The organism is Phyllobacterium sp. P5_D12 (genome assembly GCF_054049495.1).
In genome coordinates this window covers 1-14,750 of record NZ_JBFUMG010000060.1, presented here as the reverse complement: position 1 = coordinate 14,750, position 14,750 = coordinate 1, and the positions used below count along the sequence as shown (strand labels likewise).

13 protein-coding genes are annotated in these 14,750 nt (G+C 57.3%); 9 read left to right on the top strand and 4 right to left on the bottom strand.

Annotated elements, in window-relative coordinates:
- Window positions 1-386 precede the first annotated feature (386 nt).
- Complete coding sequence (gene zwf / locus ACXJ5O_RS06800; RefSeq protein WP_457299223.1) at window positions 387-1,925, top strand: glucose-6-phosphate dehydrogenase; 1,539 nt, start codon at window positions 387-389, stop codon at window positions 1,923-1,925.
- Window positions 1,926-2,351: 426 nt separating this feature from the next.
- Here zwf and bspF read toward each other — a convergent pair whose 3' ends face one another.
- From bspF to secA, 3 genes are all read right to left on the bottom strand, one after another.
- Window positions 2,352-3,635, bottom strand: coding sequence for a type IV secretion system effector crotonyl transferase BspF (gene bspF / locus ACXJ5O_RS06795; RefSeq protein ID WP_457299222.1), 1,284 nt, complete (start codon window positions 3,633-3,635; stop codon window positions 2,352-2,354).
- A complete protein-coding gene (locus ACXJ5O_RS06790; RefSeq protein ID WP_457299221.1) occupies window positions 3,635-5,050 on the bottom strand; it encodes a lipopolysaccharide biosynthesis protein in 1,416 nt (471 codons plus the stop codon). Before ACXJ5O_RS06790 ends, bspF begins: the two co-directional genes overlap by 1 nt.
- Before the next feature lie 128 nt (window positions 5,051-5,178).
- Window positions 5,179-7,905, bottom strand: coding sequence for a preprotein translocase subunit SecA (secA, locus tag ACXJ5O_RS06785; protein WP_457299220.1), 2,727 nt, complete (start codon window positions 7,903-7,905; stop codon window positions 5,179-5,181).
- Window positions 7,906-8,176: 271 nt separating this feature from the next.
- On the opposite strand from secA, the gene ACXJ5O_RS06780 reads away from it, so the two are divergent.
- The 5 genes from ACXJ5O_RS06780 (at window position 8,177) to ACXJ5O_RS06760 (ending at window position 12,172) form a co-directional block, all read left to right on the top strand.
- Entirely contained in the window at window positions 8,177-9,094 is a 918-nt protein-coding gene (locus tag ACXJ5O_RS06780) for a peptidylprolyl isomerase (protein ID WP_209999568.1), read from the top strand.
- An 82-nt stretch (window positions 9,095-9,176) separates the two neighbouring features.
- Window positions 9,177-10,418 carry a bifunctional glutamate N-acetyltransferase/amino-acid acetyltransferase ArgJ gene (gene argJ / locus ACXJ5O_RS06775; protein ID WP_457299219.1) on the top strand — a complete coding sequence of 414 codons (1,242 nt, stop codon included), beginning with the start codon at window positions 9,177-9,179 and terminating at the stop codon, window positions 10,416-10,418.
- A 157-nt stretch (window positions 10,419-10,575) separates the two neighbouring features.
- Entirely contained in the window at window positions 10,576-11,328 is a 753-nt protein-coding gene (locus ACXJ5O_RS06770; RefSeq protein WP_457299218.1) for a GNAT family N-acetyltransferase, read from the top strand.
- Window positions 11,325-11,732 (top strand): (deoxy)nucleoside triphosphate pyrophosphohydrolase, encoded by a 408-nt coding sequence (locus ACXJ5O_RS06765; RefSeq protein ID WP_457299217.1) that lies wholly within the window; start codon window positions 11,325-11,327, stop codon window positions 11,730-11,732. Before ACXJ5O_RS06770 ends, ACXJ5O_RS06765 begins: the two co-directional genes overlap by 4 nt.
- Window positions 11,733-11,842: 110 nt before the next feature.
- Window positions 11,843-12,172: a hypothetical protein gene (locus tag ACXJ5O_RS06760; protein ID WP_112532261.1), complete on the top strand. Its 330-nt coding sequence runs from the start codon at window positions 11,843-11,845 to the stop codon at window positions 12,170-12,172.
- A 2-nt stretch (window positions 12,173-12,174) separates the two neighbouring features.
- Here the strand turns inward: ACXJ5O_RS06760 and ACXJ5O_RS06755 are convergent, their stop codons facing one another.
- Window positions 12,175-13,056: a methyltransferase domain-containing protein gene (locus tag ACXJ5O_RS06755; protein ID WP_457299216.1), complete on the bottom strand. Its 882-nt coding sequence runs from the start codon at window positions 13,054-13,056 to the stop codon at window positions 12,175-12,177.
- A 62-nt stretch (window positions 13,057-13,118) separates the two neighbouring features.
- Here ACXJ5O_RS06755 and ACXJ5O_RS06750 point away from each other — a divergent pair, with 62 nt between their 5' ends.
- The 3 genes from ACXJ5O_RS06750 to ACXJ5O_RS06740 all read left to right on the top strand — a co-directional run.
- Window positions 13,119-13,898, top strand: a complete 780-nt coding sequence (locus ACXJ5O_RS06750; protein WP_457299215.1) for a ComF family protein — start codon at window positions 13,119-13,121, stop codon at window positions 13,896-13,898.
- Between the two features lie 77 nt (window positions 13,899-13,975).
- Window positions 13,976-14,245, top strand: coding sequence for a glutaredoxin 3 (gene grxC / locus ACXJ5O_RS06745; RefSeq protein WP_457299214.1), 270 nt, complete (start codon window positions 13,976-13,978; stop codon window positions 14,243-14,245).
- Between the two features lie 10 nt (window positions 14,246-14,255).
- A partial coding sequence (locus ACXJ5O_RS06740; RefSeq protein ID WP_457299213.1) for a nitrilase-related carbon-nitrogen hydrolase occupies window positions 14,256-14,750 on the top strand: 495 nt, incomplete at its 3' end.

Here is a 14,750-nt window from a genome sequence, read left to right as displayed (position 1 = left end):
GCGTGGACATCATGCCCTTCCTCACCGAACCCGGTTCCTAGCCCTTCGCCTGAGTGGCCGACCTCCGCTTCGCGCCGGCATAATTGTCATCGAGCCACCGATCGCTGGTACTGCAAGCTGACATGACCCAGTACAACGCGCGTTGCGCCGATAACGGTCGTGCAGCCGAGTTTGGGGCGCACCGACGAGCGGTGTCGAAGTCGCTGGTGGTGTTTCGCTAGTTGGTGGGCACGGAACCGTGGCTTCCGTCGATTGTCTTGGCCGTGGCGCGATTCGCTATCGCGCCCCTGCTCCGGATTGATTGAGCGCCTGAGGGATGGAGAGACCCGTAAATCCTTGATCGACTGGGTAATTCATGTCTCTATTCAGCCTTCGATGGGTGAGGCATGCTGCGGGGCCTCAAAGCATCAGGGCAGCCTGCCGCGCAGGTGCAGGGCTGGGCAACAGCAGAAAGTGGAACGGGCACTGTGCAAAAGAATTTCACTCGGGTCGGACCCGGCTATCCGCAGGTCGTCGTCCTCTTCGGTGCAACGGGCGATCTCTCCCGACGCAAGCTGCTGCCGGGCCTGTTCCATCTTATTAAGGCTGGCTTTATCCCCGGGTGCCGCATCGTCGGTGTCTCGCTTGATGAGATCGATGCCGACGGTTTCCGCGCCATCGCACGCGAGTCGCTCAGCACGTTCCTGACCCGCAAATTCACCGAGACCGAATGGGAAGATTTCTCCTCATCGCTTGACTATGTCTCGCTTTCTGCCGGCGCGGACTTGCTGAAGGAAGCGGTGAACAGGGCAGAGGAGGCGCTTGGGCCGGAAACGCGGCGCGTGCATTATCTCTCCGTGCCGCCGAGGGCGGCGCTTTCGGCCGTGCAGCTCCTTGCTGAGGCGAAACTCGTTGAGGGTTGCCGCATCATTATGGAAAAGCCGTTCGGCACGGACCTTGCCAGTGCGATGGAACTGAACAAGAGACTGCACGAGGTTTTCCACGAAAAGCAGATTTTCCGTATCGACCACTTCCTCGGCAAGGAACCGGCGCAGAACATCCTCGCTTTCCGCTTCGCCAACGGGCTTTTCGAGCCAATCTGGAACCGCAACTTCATAAACCATGTGCAGATCGACGTTCCGGAGACGCTGGGGCTTTCCACTCGCGCGGCCTTCTACGAGACGACGGGCGCCTATCGCGACATGGTGGTGACCCACCTCTTTCAGATCCTAGCCTTTATGGCGATGGAGCCGCCCACGGCCTTGGAGCCGGCGCCGATCTCGGAGGAAAAGAACAAAGTGTTCCGCTCCATGCTGCCGATTGAGCCACGCAATGTTGTGCGCGGCCAATACATCGGCTACCGCAAGGAGCCGGGAGTTGATCCGGAGAGCGACACCGATACATTCATCGCCCTCAAATGTGCCATCGACAATTGGCGCTGGGCGGGCGTGCCCTTCTTCCTGCGCACGGGAAAACGCCTTGCGGAGGGCCAGCGCATCATCTCGATCGCCTTCCGAGAGCCACCCAAATCGATGTTCCCGGCCGGCTCGGGCGTTGGGGCGCAAGGGCCGGACCACCTCACGTTCGACCTTGCGGATGCCTCGAAGGTCTCGCTGTCCTTCTATGGCAAGCGGCCCGGCCCAGGCTTCAGGCTCGACAAGCTGTCGTTGCAGTTCGCAATGAGCGAAACCGGTCTGATCGGCGAAGTGCTCGAGGCCTACGAGCGCCTAATCCTCGACGCCATGCGTGGCGATCACACGCTGTTTACCACCGCCGAGGGTATAGAGCGGCTTTGGGAGATCTCGCAACCCCTCTTGGAAAACCCGCCGCCGGTGCGCCTCTATGATCAGGGCGGCTGGGGGCCGAAATCGATCCACCAGCTCATCGCGCCTCATGCCTGGCGTCTGCCGTTCGAGCGGGCTTGGCGAGATTCGGCGAAGGAGTAATCGGCGGACTTGTCAACATTTCCAGGCGACAAGAATGTCGTGGAACTATTCACATAGTCTCTCGAAGGACGTAGCAATCAGCCCCAAAGCTTGATGAGAGGCTTCAAGATGATGGCTCTAAAGCAACATAAGATCGATTACGTTGCCCAAATCTTGGGAACCCTTCACACAACGTTTTTGATATTCGTCGGAAATCGCATAATGGGCCAGAGCAGAACACAGTGGAGAAAGCGACGACCACCTGTCGATTTATGCACTTGTCTATGGCATCGAATAGCCTGTCGGTAAGTAGAAGGGAAAGTACCGCCCATGAGTTTGACAGAATTGGCCACGAACTCTCCAATGGATTTATTGGCGTCCAAGCTTATTCCTATAGGTAGCCAATGCTTGTTATGAGCTCTGCAAATTTTTCGTGGTTTAGTTTTGTTACTTCCGGCCCGTCAAATTCCGCAGGCGTTCGCGGACGAGACGCGCGATATTCTGCGTGCGCCGGTAGAGGTGAAGCTGTGAAGCTGCCTGCCGTGCTGCGCGGTCAGCGGCAGGTGTCAGCCCGATCACCAGCGTGCCAATCGGTTCGCGCTCCGTGAACAGGCGCGATGCGACAGGATGGTCGGGTACGGCGCAGGAATCCGTCCGGTCGATGTTCGGATCGTCCAGATGGTTTTTCAGCATCTCGATCATCAGGAGAACGCCGGGCGAATAGGCCGCGAGGCTTTCGTCATAGGCGGTTTTCCATGTCCACGCTTCGCCGGCTTCGACAAAGACCACCAGGACGGCGATGGTTTTGCCGTCAAGTTCGAGCGTGTGGATGCGGGCGAGATCGCGGGTCGCGAGGTTGTTGACCGCCTCGCGGGCAAAGGCAGCACGGAAACGATCGACCGCCATGGCCGAACCGCGCTGACCTTTCCAGCCGCTGGCTTCGAGCACGAGGAAATCCTCCAGCCGCACGCGGATATCTTCTTCGCTGCGGCTGACGGTATAGGTCAGCTTGCCCTTGTCGGCGAGGCGGCGCCACAGCCGGCGATATTCCTTGGCGTGCTTGGCGCCGATGGCATCACGCAAGTACTCTTCGCCTTCCTTGGCGCTTTCAAGGAAGGGGCGTTCGACCTGATTGACTGTCACCATTGTAAGATTGCGGTCCAGCGCGATGGAGCGGATCAGCTGTGCCGCGGTGCGGTTCAGCAATATGTCCGGCAAAACCAGAATCTCTGGGAATTTGAGGTGCTTGCGCCCCAGCATGTCGAACAGGTCATTGAGTACGCCAACGGGATCGTCCCGGTCGATCAACGGCGTGCCCTGCGGCCCGAAGGGCGTAGCCCAGGCGCGGATGATGGAAGCCGTCACATTGAATCCCGGCCGCTCGATGGTATAGGGCATGAGGAAGCGCAGACGGCTCTTCACATCGTTCTCGTCGCGCATGACCATGAAGCGAACCTGCCGGTCGTCGAGGCGTGGCATTGCCGGGGCGAGGAAACGCGGGTTGAAGAAGATGTTCGGTTCGACGGTGCGATACGTCAGATATTCGAGTTCATCGAGTAGTTCGAAACCGGCGGAGGCAGAATAGACAGAAAGCTTGCGTGGAACGGCACGCGTGCCGAGGGTCTCCTCAAGCTGCTTGGTTGCCTCGTGCGATTCGAAGCCCGAGAGCTGGGAGAGGATCTGCGAGGACGGGCCTCCGGCAAGTTCTTCGAGAAGCGGTATGGCTGCCATCAGACTTCTTCCTTGGCAGCGCCTGTCCTGCCCGCAAAAACGAACATCGTAATGTTCAGACGATTGTAAACAGTCAGCGCCAGCGTCACCGCTTCAAACACCATCGAGAATGCAGTCGCAAAAGCGGCACCGGCAAGGCCGTACGCCGGTATCAATACAATGCTGAGACAGATATTAACAATCAGTGTGACCGCATAGACCATGGCGCAAATTTTCTGCTTGCCGGCCATGTTGAGGAGGCTTTCCGCCGGGCCGACCGAAGCGCGGGCGACGACACCGATCACCAGAATGAACAACAGCGGATAACCATCGGTAAACTGGGCGCCGAAGAGCAGGAGCAGCGGCTTGCCGAGAACGAGAAGGATGACCGCCATCGCCAGTGAAGGCCAGAAGGTCCAGCGCGCCGTATCGCTGGCGAATTGCGCAAGCTGGTCATGGTCATGGGTATGCATCAGCTCGGAATAACGCTGGGCAGCACCGGCTTTGACTGAGAAATAGACGAAATGGACCAATGCGAGCAATTTGACCGTCGCGAAATAGGTGGCGACCTTGTCCGGGTCCATATAGCGGCCGACCATCAGGACGTCAGCATTGGTCAAAAGGAAGAAGAACCCTTCGACGAGAAAGATCGGTAGCGAGACCGCAAACCATTCGCCAAAACGGATCGCCTTCGGGCCCGGCGACACAACCTCTCTAAACCTGTGACTGACGACCGCTAATTGCACCAGAGACGTCATATAGGTTGCAATAATCGCCGATATCACTGCCGCCACTGCTGTCGGCGCGAAGCCGGCCACATGGGCGATGGTCATAATGACAAGAGTGAGAATTGGACGGATGATGTAGGTTGGCGTCAATGCGACCAATGCCCAGGATCGAGACCGTGCGGTTCCGTCCAGCGTATCGCCAAGCGCAATCATCGGCAGGCAGATGAAGCCGATGATGAATGGCGCGACGTAATAGGATTCGATCGCATCGCGTAAGAAGTAGACCCCGGCAGCGCCGATGATCGCGATGCAGGTCGTAAGGCCGAGCGCGAATATCTTGCTGGTGAACAAGATACCGCGCAGGTGATCAAGCTGCCGGTGTTCCAGATATTCCGGTACGAAGCGGATGACGCTGGTCTGGAAACCCAGACAGGAGAGGTTCCCGAGAATAACCACCGTTACCCAGACAAGGACGAAAATGCCGTATTCGAACTGCCCCATCCAGCGCGCGAAGATGACCTGCGAGACGAGTGCGATGGCAGCGCTGATAATACGGATGGAAAAGGCGATCAGTGACACGCGCTGCGCAGCGGCGTGCTCCATTGAACCGTCAAACAGCTGATCGAGGCGGACGAGCCACGGAAGAAGCTGCTTTGACAGTTTATCCGGCAAAAACCGGTCTGCAGCTTTGACCGCAGAAATTCGCAAGGGCAGCTCCACTCGTTTCCAATGCAAGACGCTTACTGCCTAAACGTTTAGAAACGGTTCGGAAAGTCAACGGCTTGTGCTGTTGGAACAAGAGAAAAGGCCGCGTTTGAGCGCGGCCTTTGAGTTCATCAGACGAAGGCACCGTGACAGTGCTTGTATTTCTTGCCCGAGCCGCAGGGGCAGGCCTCGTTACGGCCAACCTTGCCCCACGTCTGCGGGTTATTCGGATCGCGATCCTTGGGATCAACGACACGCAGATCCTGCTGTACTGCAAGAACACTGCCGCCACCGAAATCGTCCTCACCCGTGAGGCCATCGAGGTGATGCGCTTCCATCACCGGCAATTCCGGCTCGGGCGCGCTTGCGGCTTCGCGTACGAGTTCGACGCGCATCAGCTGGCTCGTGACGTTCTGGCGCAAATTGGCCAGCAGCGTCTGGAAGAGTTCGAAGCCCTCGCTCTTGTACTCATTAAGCGGGTCGCGCTGGGCGTAACCGCGGAAGCCGACGACCGAGCGAAGATGGTCGAGATTGACCAGATGTTCGCGCCACAGGGCATCAAGGGTCTGGAGAATGACAGACTTCTCGACATAGGCCATGATTTCCGGACCAAAGCGCTCGGCACGATCGGCGGCGGCCTTCTCAACGGCTTCCGTCAGGCGTTCCCGGATATCGTCCGGCGTAATGCCGTCTTCGAGGGCCCATTCGGTGATCGGCAGATTGAGATTGAGAACATTGCGCACATCCTCGTCGAGCTCGGCGATCTTCCATTGTTCCGCGTAAGCGCCTTCGGGCGTGTAGCGCGCGAGCAGATCGTCCACCACATCCTCGCGCATTTCCCTGGTGGTCTGGCTGAGATCGGTGCTGTCCATCAATTCGATGCGTTGTTCGAAGATCACCTTGCGCTGATCATTCATCACGTCATCATATTTCAGAAGGTTCTTGCGGATATCGAAGTTGCGCGCCTCGACCTTCTTCTGCGCTTTTTCCAGCGCCTTGTTGATCCAGGGATGGACGATGGCTTCGTCTTCCTTGAGACCAAGCTTCTGCAGCATGCCATCCATGCGTTCGGAACCGAAAATCCGCATCAGATCGTCTTGCAGCGACAGGAAGAACTTCGAACGGCCGGGATCGCCCTGGCGGCCTGAACGGCCACGCAACTGATTGTCGATGCGGCGGCTTTCATGGCGTTCGGTCGCAAGAACGTAAAGCCCGCCGGCTGCAAGTGCCTTTTCCTTGAGCTTGGCAATGTCGGCGCGGATCGCGGCTTCTTTTGTCTTACGCTCGTCGCCCTCGGCCATATCGTCGAGTTCGCGCGCTATGCGCATTTCCAGATTGCCGCCAAGCTGAATATCAGTACCGCGACCTGCCATGTTGGTGGCGATGGTGATGGCACCTGGAACACCGGCTTGCGCGACGATATGGGCTTCCTGTTCATGGTAGCGGGCATTCAAGACCTGGAAGTCCTTGAAGCCTTCCTTGCGCAGGCGTTCAGCCAATTGCTCGGATTTCTCGATCGACGTGGTGCCAACGAGGATAGGCTGGCCCTTGGCCGTGGCTTCACGAATATCGCGAACGATCGCCTTATATTTTTCCTCGACTGTCCGGTAGACCTCGTCGTCCTCGTCGAGACGCTGCACGGGAAGATTGGTCGGAATTTCCGTTACTTCGAGACCGTAGATATTGCCGAATTCTTCCGCTTCAGTGGAAGCTGTACCCGTCATGCCGGCGAGCTTCTTGTACATGCGGAAATAGTTCTGGAAGGTGATCGAGGCCAGCGTCTGGTTTTCCGGCTGGATCGTCACATGCTCTTTGGCTTCCAGTGCCTGGTGCAAGCCTTCCGAGAAGCGGCGGCCCGGCATCATGCGGCCGGTGAACTCATCGATGATGACGATTTCGTCATTGCGAACGATGTAGTCCTTGTCCTTCTGGAAAAGCTTGTGCGCTCGCAACGCGTTGTTGACGTGGTGCACGACAGCAACGTTCTCGATATCGTAAAGCCCTTCACCCTTGAGATGACCGGCTTCCCTCAGGAGGTTTTCAAGCTTCTCGGTGCCCTCCTCGGTAAAGATCGCCGTCTTCTGCTTCTCGTCGATCTCATAGTCTTCGGGGTTCAATGGTTTGATGAACGCATCGATGAGATTGTAGAAATCGGACCGGTCATCCAGCGGGCCGGAAATGATCAGCGGCGTGCGCGCTTCATCGACGAGGATCGAATCCACTTCGTCGACAATCGCGTAGTTATGCGGGCGCTGCACCATCTGGGCGCGCTCATATTTCATATTGTCGCGCAGGTAATCGAAGCCGAGTTCATTGTTGGTAGCGTAGGTGATATCGGCATTATAGGCCTTGGCGCGCTCTTCATCATCGAGACCGTGCACGATGATGCCATATGTCAGGCCAAGGAAGTTATAGATCTGACCCATCCAGTGCGCATCGCGGGTGGCGAGGTAGTCGTTCACAGTGACGACATGAACGCCTTTGCCTTCCAGCGCATTCAGATAGACCGGCAGGGTAGCGACAAGCGTTTTGCCTTCGCCGGTGCGCATCTCGGAAATGCCGCCATTGTGAAGGACCATGCCGCCGATCAGCTGGACGTCGAAGGGGCGCATGCCAAGAACGCGCTTGGCAGCTTCACGTGCCACGGCAAAGGCCGGAACAAGGAGATCGTCGAGCTTGGTGCCATTGGCGAGCTTTTCGCGAAATTCCGCGGTTTTTGCCTTGAGCTCTTCGTCGGTAAGCGACGAGATTTCTGCCTCAAGCGCATTGATCTGGTCAACGCGGGGTTTGAAGCTGCGGACGCGGCGCTCATTCGAGGAGCCGAAAATCTTGCGGGCGAGGCCGCCGAAACTGACCATCCCTGGTCCTCTCTATAATACGTTTTGCCAGCAACTGTGGCATTTTGAGGCATCCAAAGCCTGACATTCAAGACGCCTGATACAATACGGACACCAAGCCCAAGGTATAAGTCTATCTGTTGCCAAGCTATCTGGACGCAAAGCCGATGGACAGATAAGAGGGGGCACGAATGATGTCAATGTTGAAGCAACAAGCGATCGATCGCAGCCTCATGGCAAAATTCTGCCGTATTCATAGCCCGTACCGGTCCTCCCAAGGAGAAATTGACCCATGAACCAATTGCGTAAAACCCTTTCATTAATGACTGTCGCTGCACTTTTGACCGGTATATCTTCTGTGGCAATGGCCCAGGAAGCCGGTAAAACGGAACCTGCCAAACCAGATGCTGCACAGGCGGACACAGCCAAGGCTGATCCCGATAAAGTGCTCGCAACGATCAACGGCAGCAAGATCACAAACAAGGATGTAGACCAGATTTCTGCGGACCTCGATCCGCAATTTGCCAAGCTGCCTGACGATCAGCGGCGTTTGGCCGCTCTGGCTGCCATTATCGACATCAAGTCACTTGCAGCGAAGGCTGAAGCCGAAAAGCTTGACCAGACCCCTGAGTTCCAGGCTCGTCTCGAGTTTCTGAAGGACCGCGCCCTGCACAATGACTACTTCAAGCAGCAGGTCGTCGACAAGATCACCGACGCTGACATTCGCGCTCGCTACGATAAGGAAATAGCAGCGATGCCGCCACAAAATGAGGTCCGCGCCCGTCACATTCTGGTGAAGACCAAGGAGGAAGCCGAAGCCATCATCAAGCAGCTCGATGGCGGAGCAAAATTCGAAGACGTTGCCAAGGAGAAATCGACGGACGGCTCAGCTGCCCAGGGCGGCGACCTCGGTTACTTCGGACCAGGGCAGATGGTGCCGGAATTTGACAAGGCAGCCAATGCGCTGGAAGTCGGCCAGTACACCAAAGAACCCGTACAGACCCAGTTCGGCTTCCATGTGATCAAGCTCGAAGACAAGCGTACCCAGCAGCCGCCTGCGTTCGACCAGGTCAAGGACCAGGTGAAATCGATCCTCATTCGCGAGAAGTACATGGAGCTCGTGAAGAAGGACCGCGGCGATCTGAAGATCGAATATACCGATCCGGCAACGGAAGCGGCGATCAAGGCTGCAACCGAAGCCCAGCAGTAACAATACAAGACCCGGTGCAAGTCGCCGGGTCTTCCTTCGATAGTTTATGACCTGTCAAAAAAAGCGCTTCTCGAGGTAGCCGATGTCCACATCCGTCTCTCCGCTGGCTCCGAAACATTATCCGACCATGCCGGAAATTCACGGGGTAAAGATCGCCACAGCTGAAGCCGGTATCAAATACAAGGGCCGGACAGACGTTTTGCTCATCGTATTCGATCGGCCAACGGCGGTGGCCGGTGTATTCACACGGTCCAAATGCCCTTCGGCAGCCGTGGATTACTGCCGTACAAGTCTTGAGGGCGGCACGGCGCGGGCCGTCGTTGTCAATTCCGGCAATGCCAATGCCTTTACCGGGAAAAAGGGTCGCGAGTCGGCCAAGTTGACAGCTGCAGCTGCCGCAAAGGCTGTGGGTTGCAAGCCTCACCAGATTTTTCTTGCCTCGACTGGCGTGATCGGTGAGCCGCTCGATGCGGGTAAATTCAGCCATCTTTTGACGGACATGACGAAGAATGCCGTTGCCGAGCGCTGGCAAGATGCCGCGAGCGCCATCATGACGACCGATACGTTTCCCAAGGTCGCAACCGAAACAGTACTGCTGGGCCGTGTGCCGGTGACAATCAATGGCATCGCCAAAGGTGCTGGCATGATCGCGCCGGATATGGCCACGATGCTGTCTTTCGTAGCCACCGATGCACCGATTGCGGCCGATGTGCTGCAGAAGCTCCTGTCGAAATCCGTTGGCAAGAGTTTCAATTCCGTGACCGTCGACAGCGATACATCGACATCCGACACCTTGCTGCTTTTCGCTACCGGATCGGCTGCCGAGCGTGGCGCTGCGCCTGTTACGAAGCTCAAGGACAAGCGCCTCAAGCCTTTCGCCAAAGCGCTTGACCGCGTTCTGAAGGATCTCGCGCTGCAAGTGGTGCGCGACGGCGAGGGCGCACGCAAGATGCTCGAAATCAGCGTAACGGGTGCGACCTCCGCGCGCTCTGCCAAGCGCATTGCGCTGTCGATTGCCAATTCGCCGCTGGTCAAGACCGCCGCTGCTGGCGAAGACGCCAATTGGGGCCGCATCGTCATGGCTGTCGGCAAGGCGGGCGAACCGGCGGACCGCGACCGGCTGGCGATCTGGTTCGGGGATATCCGCGTGGCCCGCGAAGGCGAGCGCGATCCGGACTATTCGGAAGATGCGACCTCCGCCTATATGAAGAATGACGATATCAAGATCCGTGTCGACATCGGTCTCGGCAAAGGCAAGGCGACTGTCTGGACCTGTGATCTGACCAAGGAATATGTGGCGATCAATGGCGATTATCGCAGCTGAAAGCCCAACGAAAATTCGCCATGACGGGCTGCAAATGGCGTTTTTTCTGCGCTCCGATGCTCACGTACCCAAATGTACGCTGCTCTTCGGTGCTCGAAAATCACCATTTTCGCCGCGTCCTGACGAATTTTCGCTTGGGCTTTAATAGGGATCATGCATGCAGTTAGCCCAAATCAGACAGTTTGAGGCGGTCGGTTTCCGGTCCTGGCCCGCATCGTCGGTGCACTATGATGGAAGCTGGGCGATTCGCATGACGGCCAGCCACCCTTCGAAGCGTTTGAACTCGGTCAATCCGCTCGATCCCGGTGATACCGACAATCTCGAACAGCGAGTGGCACGTGCTGCACAACGGTTTCGCGCCTATGGCAGGCCGCCGATTTTCCGCCAGTCGCCGCTCGCGCCGGAAGCGCTCGATCATTACCTTGAAGAGCTTGGCTGGGCACGGTTTGATGAATCCATGGTCATGGTCGTCGATCTGGCAAATGTCGATCTTTCGGACGCGATCGATCAAATTCCGCTCAAGGATATAGGCCGGTTCATCGATGCTGCCTTGCAGGTGCAGGGAGACAACGCCGCGCTGAAACCTGGCCTTTTCGAAGTTATCAATGCTATTCGCCCATCCAAGGGCTTGTTCGTCATCGAAGAGGGCGCCGTCCCGGTGTCGACGGCGATATGTGTGCAGGATGGAGCACTGGCTGGTCTATTCAACATTGGAACGGCGGCAAATCGGCGCCGCGTGGGCCTCGGTCGCACGATTATCAAATCGGCATTGAAATGGGCCCTGCAGCACGGCGCGAAGAAGGCGTGGTTACAGGTCGARGTAGCCAACACGGGCGCCGTCGCGCTCTACGAGCAGATGGGCTTCAATGAAGCTTATCGCTATGCTTACAGGCAGGCGCCAGGGACATGAGCGAACACCCGATCCTTCTCGTGACGGCCTGTGCGCTGGTCGACGCGGATGGCCGGGTGTTGCTGACGCAACGTCCGGAAGGCAAATCGCTCGCCGGCCTCTGGGAGTTTCCGGGCGGCAAGGTCGATCCGGGCGAAACGCCGGAAGAAAGCCTGATCCGCGAACTGCACGAAGAACTCGGCATCATTGTCAAACCGGCTTGCCTGGCGCCGCTGACCTTTGCCAGCCACACCTATGAAACCTTCCATCTGCTGATGCCATTGTTCATATGCCGGCGCTATGAGGGAATACCGCGCGGGATAGAAGGACAGGTTCTCAAATGGGTACGGCCGAAGGATATGCGCGACTATCCAATGCCGCCTGCAGATATCCCGCTCATCCCGTTCCTTGTCGATCTTCTCTAACTTTTCGCAACCCCAGACTGTATTCTTGCCGCGTTAACTCTGATGCTTAATTGATCCTTCACCTGATTGAGCGACTTTTAGTTAATCTTGACGCGTATTTCAGGTGGGGCATGGGGCGTAAGAACGACTATCTCGATGATGAACTGTTGCAACCGAGCGCTCTTTCGGGTGCAGCCGGAGGCATCCTGCGGATCACATTGCTGTTCGGTTCGGCAGCCGTTGCGCTGGCTCTGATCATTGCGCCGCTTGCTGATCGCGGTTCGCAGGCTGTCGTCGATTATTCGACCAGCCGTTCCATCGATGAGATCCAGACCGGATCGATCAAGAAGCCCGAACCGATAACCACGTCCACCTATACCATTCGCCGGAGTGTATTGCAGTCTTCACCCAAGGCGGTTTGTATATTGAACAGCGATGGCTCAAAGATCGGCGACTGTTAGCGCTATTTCTTCTCGACATCCTTGAGAAAATCGGCAAGCGATGCCTTGGCGGAGCCGGGCTTCAACGGCTTCTGCTGCGATTCGTGCGCAGCCCAGCCTGACATCCAGATGAACGAGAACGTCGCCCTGATTCGGCCGTCGGGATCGGTGAAGCGTTCCGCATAAATCTCCGCAACCCGCATGAAATAATGCCGCGTCAATGGCCGGCGCGATCGTCCGATGAGGATATTCTGCATGCCCATGGCGCGCAGGTCGCGCATCAGGGCGAAGGCCGAGCCGTAGCGCACCGTATAGGTCTCCATATCGGTGACGGGCAGGGTAAAACCCGCGCGCTGCAACAGGCCGCCGACACCGCGGACATCGGCAAAGGGCACAACCCGGGGAGAGGCACCGCCATAAATCTCGCTCTCAGCCGCCAGCAGGCATTCGCGCAGTTCCGCCAGGGTATTCTCGCCGGCCATCGCACCGAGGAACAGACCATCAGGTTTCAGCGCGCGACGGATTTGCAGGAGAGTGCCCGGCGTGTCGTTGGTGAGATGCAGGGATAGCAGTGACACAATAAGGTCAATGCTTGCCGGTTTTAGCGGCAGGATCTCCTCATCGGCGACCACTGCAGGAAACGTATTGTCGAGAAACTGCCGCGCGTGCTCGACACGCACGATCGTCGCGGCCTTGCCGGATCGTTGGATTGCGCGCGCGGCGAGACCCGTGTGGCTTGCCAGATCCACGGCAACGTCGAATTGACGTTCAACGGCGGACAGGCGCTCTTCCAGATCTTCGCAAGCGCGCGCAAGCAGGAAATCCGCAGAATTTCCATGCTGCCGCAAGGCGCGCAAACGCCTCGCCAGCAATAAATTTCGATCGAAGACCTGATGCCGATCCATTCCGGATTTCTCTGATGTCTGTATAGTTGGGGCGTAGATGCGTCGCCTTGGAACGAATTGCAATGAAAACCAGCGGGAAAACAATCGGAGCAACGATAAGTCTCTTCGCACGCAGCGCAACCGATGGGTTGTTTGGACTGCTGTTCCCGCCGGTTTGTGCCGGCTGTGACAAGCATGTCGCCGAGCCAGGCTCACTGTGCGGTCAATGCTGGTCGAAGGTGCGTTTCATCGAGAAGCCCTATTGTCCGGTGCTTGGCATCCCCTTCAGTCATGATCTCGGCGCTGAAATTCTCTCTGCAGAGGCGATCGCCGAACCGCCTCCGTTCCGTCGCGCCCGTTCCGTYGCCGTGCACGAAGGTGTCATCCGCGATCTGGTGCACCGGCTCAAATATAATGATCGCACTGACCTCGGGCCATGGATGGCCCGCTGGATGGTGCGTGCGGGTGGCGAATTGCTGGATGATTGCGATATTATCGTGCCGGTCCCGCTGCACGCGCGGCGTTTCTGGTTTCGCCGGTTCAACCAATCCGCCGAACTTGCCCGGCATCTGGCGCGGTCGAGCGGCAAGGCATTCGATCCGGATGCGCTTGAACGCATTAAACAGACGAAACAGCAAGTGGGCCTCGGCCTGAATGAGCGTGTCGCCAATGTGCGCGGTGCGTTCAAGGTGCCCGTGACGCAGGAAATCAAGGTGCGCGGCCGCAATGTGCTCCTGATCGACGACGTCTATACAACTGGCGCGACCGTCAAAGCCGCCGCCCGCGCCTTGCTGCGAGGCGGCGCGATAAGCGTCGATGTTCTGACTTTCGGCCGGGTGTTATCAAAAGAATTGTCTCTCTGACACTACTTATGCGCAAAAAACAGGTCTTTTCGCCTGAAGTTTTGATGCCTATATAGAAAGGCAAACGGAGCTTTCGAATGGTTGATGTAACAATCTATACGCGTAACGGTTGTGGTTATTGTACAGCCGCCAAAAGCCTTTTGTCCAAAAAAGGCGTTGCTTTTACCGAGCACAATGCCTCGATCGAGCCCGCCGTCCGTCAGGAAATGCTGGCGCGCTCCAATGGGCGCACTACATTTCCGCAAATCTTCATCGGCGAAGCCCATGTCGGTGGTTGCGATGATCTGTATGCGCTGGAAAATCAGGGCCGTCTTGACACATTGTTGAAGACCGGCGAACTCGCTTGAGGACGATGATATGAGTTCATTTCGCGCTGCCGCCATCCAGATGCGCTCGGGCACAGACCCGCAAGCCAATGCCGCCGATCTTGCGACGTATGTTGCCGATGCTGCCCATCAGGGTGCCGTCTACGTCCAGACACCGGAAATGACGGGTTCACTCCAGCGCGATCGCAAGGCACTTGCCAGCGTTTTAAAAAGTGAGAGCGACGATATCATCGTTCGCACGGCTTCGGAGCTAGCGGCCAAGCACGGAATTCATCTTCATATAGGATCGACTGCGATTGCCCGTGACGATGGCAAGATTGCCAATCGCGCGTTTCTCTTCGGGCCGGACGGCAATATTCTCACACGCTATGACAAGATCCACATGTTCGATGTCGATCTCGACAATGGCGAGAGCTGGCGCGAGTCCGCTGTCTATGCGCCGGGCGCTGATACGGTCGTGATCGATCTGCCTTTTGCGCGGCTCGGTCTTGCCATCTGCTACGATGTACGTTTTCCGCAATTGTTC

Coding starts and splice junctions, on each gene's coding strand:
- ACXJ5O_RS06780 (WP_209999568.1), top strand. CDS start 8,177: ATGAACCAATTGCGTAAAACCCTTTCATTAATGACTGTCGCTGCACTT.
- argJ (WP_457299219.1), top strand. CDS start 9,177: ATGTCCACATCCGTCTCTCCGCTGGCTCCGAAACATTATCCGACCATG.
- secA (WP_457299220.1), bottom strand. CDS start 7,905: ATGGTCAGTTTCGGCGGCCTCGCCCGCAAGATTTTCGGCTCCTCGAAT.
- ACXJ5O_RS06755 (WP_457299216.1), bottom strand. CDS start 13,056: ATGGATCGGCATCAGGTCTTCGATCGAAATTTATTGCTGGCGAGGCGT.
- zwf (WP_457299223.1), top strand. CDS start 387: ATGCTGCGGGGCCTCAAAGCATCAGGGCAGCCTGCCGCGCAGGTGCAG.
- grxC (WP_457299214.1), top strand. CDS start 13,976: ATGGTTGATGTAACAATCTATACGCGTAACGGTTGTGGTTATTGTACA.
- ACXJ5O_RS06760 (WP_112532261.1), top strand. CDS start 11,843: ATGGGGCGTAAGAACGACTATCTCGATGATGAACTGTTGCAACCGAGC.
- bspF (WP_457299222.1), bottom strand. CDS start 3,635: ATGGCAGCCATACCGCTTCTCGAAGAACTTGCCGGAGGCCCGTCCTCG.
- ACXJ5O_RS06765 (WP_457299217.1), top strand. CDS start 11,325: ATGAGCGAACACCCGATCCTTCTCGTGACGGCCTGTGCGCTGGTCGAC.